General features: G+C 70.9%; 6 protein-coding genes and 2 pseudogenes. 5 read left to right on the forward strand and 3 right to left on the reverse strand.

The features are described 5' to 3' along the window. Positions 1–217: 217 nt before the first annotated feature. Positions 218–1,456, reverse strand: coding sequence for an MFS transporter (locus LCE31_RS31005; protein ID WP_225020242.1), 1,239 nt, complete (start codon positions 1,454–1,456; stop codon positions 218–220). 86 nt (positions 1,457–1,542) lie between these two features. After that, positions 1,543–2,112 (reverse strand): SDR family oxidoreductase, encoded by a 570-nt coding sequence (locus tag LCE31_RS31010; protein WP_225020245.1) that lies wholly within the window; start codon positions 2,110–2,112, stop codon positions 1,543–1,545. A 141-nt stretch (positions 2,113–2,253) separates the two neighbouring features. Between LCE31_RS31010 and LCE31_RS31015 the strand changes: the two genes are divergently transcribed. The 3 genes from LCE31_RS31015 (at position 2,254) to LCE31_RS31025 (ending at position 8,113) form a co-directional block, all read left to right on the forward strand. Further along, the gene (locus tag LCE31_RS31015; protein ID WP_225020247.1) at positions 2,254–5,592 is read left to right on the forward strand and encodes an AfsR/SARP family transcriptional regulator; all 3,339 of its coding nucleotides are present in this window, start codon (positions 2,254–2,256) and stop codon (positions 5,590–5,592) included. A gap of 638 nt (positions 5,593–6,230) precedes the next feature. Beyond that, positions 6,231–7,127: a DUF5655 domain-containing protein gene (locus tag LCE31_RS31020; protein WP_225020249.1), complete on the forward strand. Its 897-nt coding sequence runs from the start codon at positions 6,231–6,233 to the stop codon at positions 7,125–7,127. Positions 7,128–7,669: 542 nt separating this feature from the next. Further along, positions 7,670–8,113 carry a hypothetical protein gene (locus tag LCE31_RS31025; protein WP_225020251.1) on the forward strand — a complete coding sequence of 148 codons (444 nt, stop codon included), beginning with the start codon at positions 7,670–7,672 and terminating at the stop codon, positions 8,111–8,113. Between the two features lie 4 nt (positions 8,114–8,117). Here LCE31_RS31025 and LCE31_RS31030 read toward each other — a convergent pair whose 3' ends face one another. Then, positions 8,118–8,600, reverse strand: coding sequence for an NUDIX hydrolase (locus LCE31_RS31030; RefSeq protein WP_225020252.1), 483 nt, complete (start codon positions 8,598–8,600; stop codon positions 8,118–8,120). Between the two features lie 162 nt (positions 8,601–8,762). Here LCE31_RS31030 and LCE31_RS31035 point away from each other — a divergent pair. Beyond that, positions 8,763–9,189 (forward strand): annotated as a pseudogene (locus LCE31_RS31035) (transposase); the annotation flags it as partial. 66 nt (positions 9,190–9,255) lie between these two features. Next, positions 9,256–9,506, forward strand: a pseudogene (locus LCE31_RS31040) (IS701 family transposase); the annotation flags it as partial.

Here is a 9,506-nt window from a genome sequence, read left to right on the forward strand (position 1 = left end):
GATCCATTGGTTGGTGTCGATGTCTGCGACGCGGCAGCCTGAGACTTCTCCGATCCGGGCGGCGGTGCTCGCGGCGAAGGGGACGACGTCGCCCCAGCCCCGGTAGTGGTTGGAGGAGGCGGTGACGAGTGCCTCGGCCAGTTGGACGAGCGTGTCGGTCGGCCCCGAGCCCTGCACGGTGCGGGCGCCGAGGTCACGGGCGGTGTGGTGAAGAGGCCTACGAGGCGGCGCGCCTCCGGGGGAAACCGTGGCCGCGGGCGAGGACCACCACCACGAGTACGGGCAGCAGGATCAGCAGCATCGTCCAGGGCAAGGAGCCGCTGCCCGCCACGTCGAGAAGGATCCCGCCGAGGAGACCGCCGGCCGCCATGGCGACGTTCCACAGCGTGACGAGCATCGCCTGGGCCGCGTCGGCGGCGTCACCACCCGCGTCGCCCGCGGCCGTCTGCAACAGGGTGGGGACACCACCCCAGCCCAGACCCCACAGGAAGGCGGCGACGTACACCGGCGCCGTGTGGTCGGCCACAACGGCGAGCAGCGCCGCCGCCGCGGCCACCAGCAGCGTGCTCGCGACGGTCAGCGTGCGCAGCCTGCGGTGGATCTGCGTGCCCACCGTCCAGATGCTGAGCAGGGAGGCCGCTCCGAAGACGAGCAGCACCAGGTCGGTGTTGTGGCCGAGCCCCAAGTCGCCGAGGAACGGGGCCACATACGCGTACAAGATGGTGTGCGCGAGCACGAAGAGCAAGGTCACGAAAAGCACCGGTGCCACCCCCGGGACCCGTGCCGCGCTCAGCAGCTTCGGGCTCTCACCGCGTTCTTGACCGGGAGCGTCGGGCACGGCCGCGAAGATCCACACCAGCACGGCGATCGTGATCGCGGTCATCGCGAGGAAGGAGACGCGCCAGCCCAGTTCCGAGCCGACGAACGTACCCGCGGGGACGCCCAGGGAGAGCGCCACCGGGATACCCGCCATGGCGATCGCGATCGCCTTGCCCTGGAGGGGGACGGGCGCCATGCGCCGCGCGTACCCGGCGAGCAGTGCCCAGGCGAGGCCCGCAGCGACCCCCGCGAGGAACCGGGCCACCATCGTCAGGCCGTAGATCGACGACACTGCCGTGACGGTGTTGGCCACGGCGAAGCCCGCCATGGCGAGCAGGAGCAGGACCTTGCGCGGGACGGCCGAGGTCGCCGCGGTGAGCGGGATCGCGGTCAGGGCGGTGCCGATCGCGTAGATCGTCACCGTCTGGCCGGTCGCGGACTCGCTGACGTGCAGGTCGCCGCTCATCGCGGGGATCAGGCCCGCCGGGAGGGTCTCGGTGAGGCTGGTGATGAAGACGGCGGTGGCCAGGGCGAGCAGGGCGAAGAGCGGCAGCTTCCGCGGCTCGCCCACGCCCCCGCCGTCGGGCGCGGCAAGGGTGTCCTCGCCCGCGGCGGCGGTGTCTGGTGAGGTGCTCATGGTGTGATCTCCGGTTGCGTTGGGACTGAAGTGGTCGGCCGGGGCGGAGAAGCCGGGTGCGCGTCGGGCGCCCGGGGCGATACGGGTCAGGGGCGGCCGAGCCCGCCGTCGACAGCGAGGCGCGCACCGGTCGTGAACGTCGCCTCCGTCGCGAGGAACAGCGCGGCACGGGCCACCTCCTCGGCGGAGCCCAGCCGGCCGAGCGGCGGCAGCGGCGGACCGTCGTCGCCGGGCTCGTCGATACAGCCCGGGTCGACCGCGTTGACCCTGATGCCGCGGGCAGCGAGCTCGGCGGCGAGCGCGCCCACCGGCACAGGGGCGGGGGAGGCGGCGGTGAGCACGATCGCGCCGCCGTCCGCGACATACGGCAGCAGTGGCCGCGCCGTCGCCACGGCATCCGCGAACACGAATTCGACTTGGTCTCCGGGCCAAAGACCCGCCGCACCGCCGTGATCGGCGGGCCCACCGCCGGCTACGAGGGCGTCCGCTGCCACCACCCTGGCGGCGGACCCCAGCTCGGTGCGCGTACGCTCCGCGTCGCCGTCCGCCGCCAGCACCACCTCTGCGCCGCCCTCCACGAGGCGTTTGGCGATGGCGAGCCCGATCCCGGTGTCCTGCCCGATGACCACGGCCCTGGTGCCCGCGTACCTCGTCATCCCCGGCGCTCCCCTCTCGCGGCGCTGCCGCCAGGTGCCCCGCGGCACCCGACTCGGCGAGCATGCGCGACACCGCTTCGGGTCCGCTGACGGTCCGCTGACGGTCCCCCGATCACCGCGACGACCTGTACCGTTGCCCGCATGCGGTTTGGGGTGCTCGGACCACTGACGGTGTGGGACGACGAGGGGGACGCCGTCCGGGTCCCCGAGGCCAAGGTCCGGGGGCTGCTCGCGGACCTGCTCGCACACGACGGGAAACCGGTCTCCGAGGACCGCCTCGTCGAGGACCTGTGGGGGGAGGAACCGCCGGGCAAACCCCTCGGCGCCCTCCAGGCGAAGGTCTCCCAACTGCGCAGGGCCCTCGGCCGCGACCGCGTCGTACGGCAGGCACCGGGCTACCGCCTCCGGCTCGACCCGGCCGCCGACGAGGTGGACGCGGACCGCTTCGACGCCCTCATGTCCCAAGCCCGCCTGCCGGCGGACCCGCGTGCCCGCGCCGCCTTGCTCACCGAGGCCCTCGATTTGTGGCGGGGGCCCGCGTACGCCGACTTCGCCGACGAGGAGTTCGTACGCGCGACCGCGGCCCGCCTCGCCGAGCAGCGGCTCGTCGCGATGGAGGAGCAGGCCGAGGCCCGCATCGAGACGGGGGACCATGTCCTCCTCGTCGGCGAGCTCACCGGCTTGGTGGCCCGCCACCCTCTGCGCGAAGGGCTCCGCGCCCTACAGATGCGGGCGCTCTACCTGGCCGGGCGGCAGAGCGAGGCGCTCGTCTCGTACGAGGACCTCCGTGGTCGCCTCGCCGAGGATCTCGGCGTCGACCCCGGCCCCGCACTCGCATCGCTCCACCGCGCGATGCTGCGCCAGGACCCCGGCCTGGAGCGCACGTCCCGCACCGCACCGCCAGGACGGAACGGCCCCGCGACCGGCATCGCCCCGGCCGGGGCCCGCGCGACCTCGCAGGAACCGGCGGGCGCCGAAGGCCCGGCCGCGACCGGCGGCACCCACCGCCCCGCGCCCGCGAGCCCGCCGCACTCGAACCTTCTCGCCCCGCTCACCCCTCTGGTCGGCCGCGCAGAAGCCCTGGCCCGGCTCTCCCAACTCCTCAGCACTCAGAGGCTGGTCACCCTCACCGGGCCCGGCGGCGTCGGCAAGACCCGGCTCGCCCTGGCCGCCGCGGGCACGACGGGAGCCGGGAGGGCGCCCGACGGCGTCTGGCTCGTGGAGTTCTCCGGAGCGCGTGGCGGCACCACCGCCGATCTTTCCCAGGCCGTGGCCGCCGTCCTCGGCATCCGGGACGACGCGCCGTCCGCCCCGCCCGGCACCGCCGCCGCACACGCGCCATCCCTCGCCCACCGCCTGGCCGACGTGCTGCGGGACCGCACCGCCCTGCTCGTCCTGGACAACTGCGAGCACGTCGTCGACGCTGCGGCGGACCTCGCGGAACTCCTGCTGCGTACCGCGCCAGGACTGCGGGTCCTCGTCACCAGCCAGGAGCCGCTCGGGCTGACGGGCGAGTCCGTGTTCCTCGTGGAACCTCTGGAGACCGACGACGCCGTCAAGCTTTTCACCGAACGCGCCGCCGCGTCGGCGCCCGGCTTTCCCGCCGACCCGGAGACCTTCGAGCCCGGGGACCGCGCGGCCGTGGCCGAGATCTGCCGCAGACTGGACGGCATCCCCCTCGCTCTCGAACTCGCCGCCACCCGGGTACGCGCCCTGGGAGTCGGCGAGTTGGCAGCACGGCTCGGTGACCGCTTCCGGCTCCTGACCGCCGGGCGGCGGGGCGCGCCCGCCCGCCACCAGACCCTCCGGGCCATGATCGACTGGAGCTGGGAGCTCCTCGGCGCTCCCGAGCGCATCGTCCTGCGGCGCCTCGCCGCGCACACCGACGGCTGCGACCTGGCCGCCGCTGAGGCCGTGTGCGCGGGCGAGGGTGTGGCCCGCGACGAGGTGCTCGACCTTGTGACGCGGCTCGTGGACCGGTCCCTTGTGATCGTCGTGGAGGGTCCCGCGGGACGCCGTTACCGGCTCCTCGAATCCGTCGCCGCCTACGCCACCGAGCGGCTGCACGAGATGCAGGACATCGCCGCTGTACGCGACCGGCACCTGCGCCACTACCTGGCGCTCGCGGAACGCGTTGAACCCGGGCTGCGCCGCGCGGAGCAGCGCGATCGACTCGCCCGGCTCGACGCGGACGCGGGCAACCTGCGAGCGGCGCTCGACGAGGCGCTGCGCCGCGCAGCCACCGGGCGTCACAGCGAGGCCGTGCGGCTCGCCACGGCCCTGTGCTGGTGGTGGCTGCTGCGCGGCCGGCTGACCGAAGGGCGACGTGAGCTCTCCCGCGTGCTGGCCGCGGTTCCCGAGGCCGACGTGCTCGAACTGGTCCTCCTGCGTGCGGGGTTCGCACTCCTCACGGGAGAGCGCGCCGACGTGGGCGCGGCCTCGGCCACGGGCGCGGGACCCGACCAGGTACGCCGCGCCCGTGCCCTGTGGCTCTGCGCGTACGGCCTGTTCAGCGCCGGCGAGGTGGCCGCCGCGGCGGAGCTGAACGCGACGGTGCTGGGCCTCTTCGACGGCGCGCAGGAGAGCTGGGGCATCGCGGCGGCGCTCGGCCTGCGAGCCAGCTTGGCCCTCGTGGGCGGCGGCCTTGACGCGGTCGGCCGGGACGGGCAGTGCAGCGCCCGGATTTTCCGCGAACTGGGTGACCAGTGGGGCGAGTTGCAGGCCGTCTCGCCGCTCGCCGTGCTCGCCGAGATCAAGGGCGACTACGCCGAGGCAGCACGTTTGCAGCACGAAGGGCTGCGGATGGCGAGGGAACTCGGCCTGGAGGCCGAAGTGTCGGCGCGGCTCTCCGGGCTCGGCCGGCTCGCGCTGCTCGCCGGTGACTGGGAACAGGGACGCGAACTGCACGAGCGGGCCCGCCGTATCGCCGCGGAACAGGGCTACAAATACGGTGAGATCCACTCGGAGATGGGCCTCGCGCTCGGCGCGCGCCGCTCGGGCGACCTCGACCGGGCGGAGCGGCACCTGCTGCACATCCGCGACGGGCACGCCGACGTGTCCTCCGAGGCGGGCGACCATCTGCTGCGGGCCGAACTCGGCTTCGTCGCCGAACTCCGGGGCCACGTCGCCGACGCCCTGCGCCACCAGCTCAGCGGCCTGGACGTCGCCCGTTCCCTCGACGAGCCGCGCGCGCTCGCCCTGTCCCTCGAAGGCATCGCGGGCGCCTCGGTACTCAAGGGGGACACCGCGTCGGCGCGCCGTGCCGCACTGCTGCTCGGGGCCGCCGACGCCGCCCGCCGGGGAGTGGGCGCCCCCCTGCCGCCCTCGGAACGCGGTGACGTCGACCGGGTGGCCGCGGCGACCACGGCGATCCTGGGCGAGGCCGCCTTCACGATCGCCTTCCGGCAGGGCACGGAACTGGCCGTGGAAGAGGCACTCCACCACACCGCCGCGGCGTCCGGCGAAGGCCGACGGTCGTAAGAGGGCGACGACCGTCCCGCGACCGGCAGCGTCGCGGCACGGCGCTATCGGCCTTCCGGCCGTTCCGCGCCGGGACGACCTCCCGGAGAAGTCTGCGAGGTCATCCGGGTGTCAGCGCGGACCCGGGACGATCTCCACTTCGGCGGGGAAGACCCATCCGGCCCCTGTGGCGGATCTGGCACGGCTGGAACGCCCCCGCGTCTGCGAAGGTGTTCCGGAGCGCGAGGAACGGCAGCGCGAGGAGCGTCAGTTCTCCCCGCCGATGCGGGGGTGTTCCGGCGTGTTCAACACCTACGCCACCGTCCTCGACTGTCCTCCCCGCCGACGCAGGTTTTTCACAAGCTCTGCACCCCCAACAGGTTGTTCTTCGCAGCTGATGCGGCAGGCGCTTAGAAGGCACATGGACTATCCACTGAGCTATAGGTAATGACCTGCGCAAACTTGGCTCCTCGACGCCGTCCCCCGGGGTCATGGGAACGCATGGGGAAATGGTGGATCTCCGACGACCGGCCACGCGAGCGCACTCCGGTCGCGGCGTACGCGGGGTCTCACACACTATGTTCACGTTCTCGAAGCCTCTCGCGGAAACAATCCCGCACCCCATCGGTGTTGACTCTCTCCGAACCGAGGAGGGGAAGGTGTCGGGCCTGAAGCTGTTCCGCACAGACACGACGAATAGCGGCATGACCGAGGTCATGCCGCGTCTTGCTGAGATCGAGGCCGATGTGCAGGGTCTCGTCGAGGCGTACATGGAGACGCTGCTGGGTGTCCGGTTCTTGGCGAGCGAGTACAGCACTGGTCCGGTGCACGGAGGCCGGATCGACTCGCTCGGGCTGGACGAGAACGGATCGCCGGTCATTGTCGAGTACAAGCGCGGCTCGGATGCCGGCGTCATCAACCAAGGGCTGTTCTATCTGTCATGGCTGATGGACCACCGTGCGGAGTTCGAGCACCTGGTCCGGGGCCGGCTCGGGACGACGGCCGCGTCTCAGGTCTTGTGGAGTGGACCCCGCTTGATCTGTATCGCCGGCGACTTCACTCGCTACGACGTGCATGCCGTGCGTGAGCACCGGCGGTCGATCGACCTGGTCCGCTACCGGCTCTTCGGCCGTGACCTGTTCGCTCTTGAGACCGTGGCCTCGGTGAGCGGCGGCATGGAGGCGCCTCGCCGGGCTCGGCGCCGGCCGGTTGCCCGTTCGGCGGCCGATGTTCAAAGCGCGGCGATGGTGGAGTTGGCGAGCGCAGTCGACGAGGTTTTGCTGGGGCTCGGGGACGGCGTGAACCGGGTGGAGCGCAAGACCTACCGGGCCTATCAGCGGCTGCGGAACTTCGCCTGCGTGTGCCCGCCGCAGCGCAGCAAGCTGCTGGTCTACCTGAAGGTCGATCCGAAGGACGCCGACCTCGTTCCGGGTTTCACCCGGGACGTTTCGGGGCTCGGTCACCACGGGACGGGTGATCTCGAGGTGCAGTTGCGTATGCCGAGGGACGTGGAGCGGGCGCAGGACCTCTTCCGGGCAAGCTACGCGGCCGTGTGATGGCCTCCCGCTGACAGCCTCTTGGCGGAATTGCGGTGCGTGTTGGTAGTGGTGGGGGCCTCTCGACGTGTTGGTAGGGCGTGGCGGTGGATTATCTGTGGTCTGCCTGTTCGCCGGTTTGGCCGATCGGCGAACGCGCCTTATGTTGCCAACCCGTTGAAGCGCGCTCCGGGGCTTTAGCGGGTCTTCAAAGTTGGGTGGTGTGGAAGTGGTCGTGTGCCGTCCGCGTCCGCCGGCTCAACGCGGCTCGCACGGAGAACAAACCCGGCAGGACGATCGGAGCCCGTGTCTCGCCGGCTTACCTATGCTCGCGCGGAGACCCCCCGGAGTTCAGACTCTGCCAAAGTGGTATCACGACTCACCTCCGCTCGCACGGAGAGCACGGGGAGACATGACGGTGCCCACGACGGGCCTCCGGCTCACCTCCGCTCGCGCGGAGAGGCGGGCTCGACGGCGTCGTCGAGGCGGCCGACCACGGCTCACCTCCGCTCGCGCGGAGAGCACGGCGCCCTCGCCCCGCCTGACGGGCTCTCCCCGCTGCCATGGCCTTGGCGCACAAGGCGTTCGGCCGTCTCGGCAGCGCCGAGACCTCCGACACCGCCTACGGCTATACGGAGAGACAACTCGCCTGGCACGACGGAAGCATGTGGACCACTCTCGGCGACACCCGCCGGGCACAAAGCTCCCTCGCCAAAGCGCACGACCTGTACGCACCCACCGAACACCTCGACCAGGCGTTGATCGCCATGGACGAAGCGTCCTGTCTCATGCAGGTCGGAGAGACGTCCGTTGCCTGTAGGGAGACGGAAATCCTGCTTCTCGGCCTCCCAGAGGAGCACCGAACAGGAATCGTCATCTCCCGGGCCCGCGAGCTCCTGGCGTCCGTACCGGTCCGTAGCCGCACCCACCCGGCCGTGCGAGACCTCCACGAAGTCCTGGAAACCACGGCAGCGTGCCCCGCGCTCCCGCCCGCTGGGCAGAGGTGATCAGCTAACGGCGCGCGAGGAGCTGAAGCAGGCCCGTCACAGCAACGCCCGCGACGATCCGTCGATCGTCGATCATTCCCTGCACGGTACTCAGGGGATGCCACTCGATACTGTCCGCTTCGTGGGTGTCCACCGGGTCCGTTACGCGTACAGCATCGCGAGCCAGGTAGACGTGGTGCTCGGCGTTGCTCATGCCGCCGACGGGCTGGTTGTAGGCGAGCGGTTCCAGCCGAGCGGCGTCGACGCGGTAGCCGGTCTCTTCGAGCACCTCCCGTGCGGCGGCCTGAGCCAGTTCCTCGCCGTTCTCGACGATGCCACTCGGGATCTCCCAGTTCCAGGTGTCCGTCGCGAATCGGTGTCGCCACATCAGCAAAACCTGGTCGTCATCGTTGAGGAGGACGGCCGCAGCGACGGGAGCCCATTTGATCAAGTGGTGCTCGTACCGATCGCGGCCCGTTGGCTCGACGTCCACGAGATCGAGCTCCACCCAAGGGCTCGTATATATCGTTCGGCTTCCATGTACGGTCCACTCACTCATACGACACTCCAGACACAGGTCCGTATCGTGGGCCAGCGTCTCACGAGTTCAAAGCCCGTACCTGACAGGGCCGGGCCAAAGTCCGGCGCTGTGGACTCAGCTGATGGCCGTCATCAGGGTCAGGTAGAGCGAATCGGCGACGACCGGGACTTCCAGAAGCTCGAAGTCACGCGGACGGTCCTCGACTCGGCTCAGGTGCGGGCTAAAGAGGGGGCGTACACACAGGTCCGAGCCCCGTGGAGCGAGGTAGGCCGGGTTCCAAGATGCACGTCCTGTCGGACGCGAACGGGCTGCCCCTCGTCGTCGGCGTCTCCGCACCCAACGTCCACGACAGCCAAGGTCTGAGGGCGATGATCGCAGGTCTCCACACGAGACACGAGGCCGCCGAAGGTGAGTGATCGAACGGACCATGTCCTGGCTGACCGGCTACCGCAGACTCAACCACCGCTACGAACGCCGCCCCCGCAACTACTCGACCTTCCTCGGACTCGCCACAACCCTCTGCTGCTACAAACGACTCGTCCGCCTCACCACATAGGACACGATCTAATACTGCAACGACACTCCGTGACGGGGCGCGTGCGGTGTCGTTGACGTCTTCGTGGTGGAAGAGATAGTTGACGGGTGGTCAGGTGCATTGGATGACTTCGTGGCGCGGTTCGCAGGGCGTTTCGGGCGGGTGGAGCCTCGGCGGCGGATGGTGTCCTACCTGCGGGGACTGCTGAGTGGGGCAGAACGCAAGAACGGCTGGACGCCGGCTGAGGCCGCCGGGGACTCGGGTCCCCAGGGGATGCAGCGGCTGTTGAACCACTACCTGTGGGACGCGGATGCCCTGCGCGACGACGTCCGTGACGC

It is taken from the genome of Streptomyces sp. 8L (assembly GCF_020176795.1).
Taxonomy (GTDB): Bacteria; Actinomycetota; Actinomycetes; order Streptomycetales; family Streptomycetaceae; genus Streptomyces.

Excerpts from the sequence above, each read along its gene's own strand:
- LCE31_RS31025 (WP_225020251.1), top strand. The coding sequence starts at position 7,670 with ATGGCCTTGGCGCACAAGGCGTTCGGCCGTCTCGGCAGCGCCGAGACC.
- LCE31_RS31010 (WP_225020245.1), bottom strand. The coding sequence starts at position 2,112 with ATGACGAGGTACGCGGGCACCAGGGCCGTGGTCATCGGGCAGGACACC.
- LCE31_RS31015 (WP_225020247.1), top strand. The coding sequence starts at position 2,254 with ATGCGGTTTGGGGTGCTCGGACCACTGACGGTGTGGGACGACGAGGGG.
- LCE31_RS31005 (WP_225020242.1), bottom strand. The coding sequence starts at position 1,456 with ATGAGCACCTCACCAGACACCGCCGCCGCGGGCGAGGACACCCTTGCC.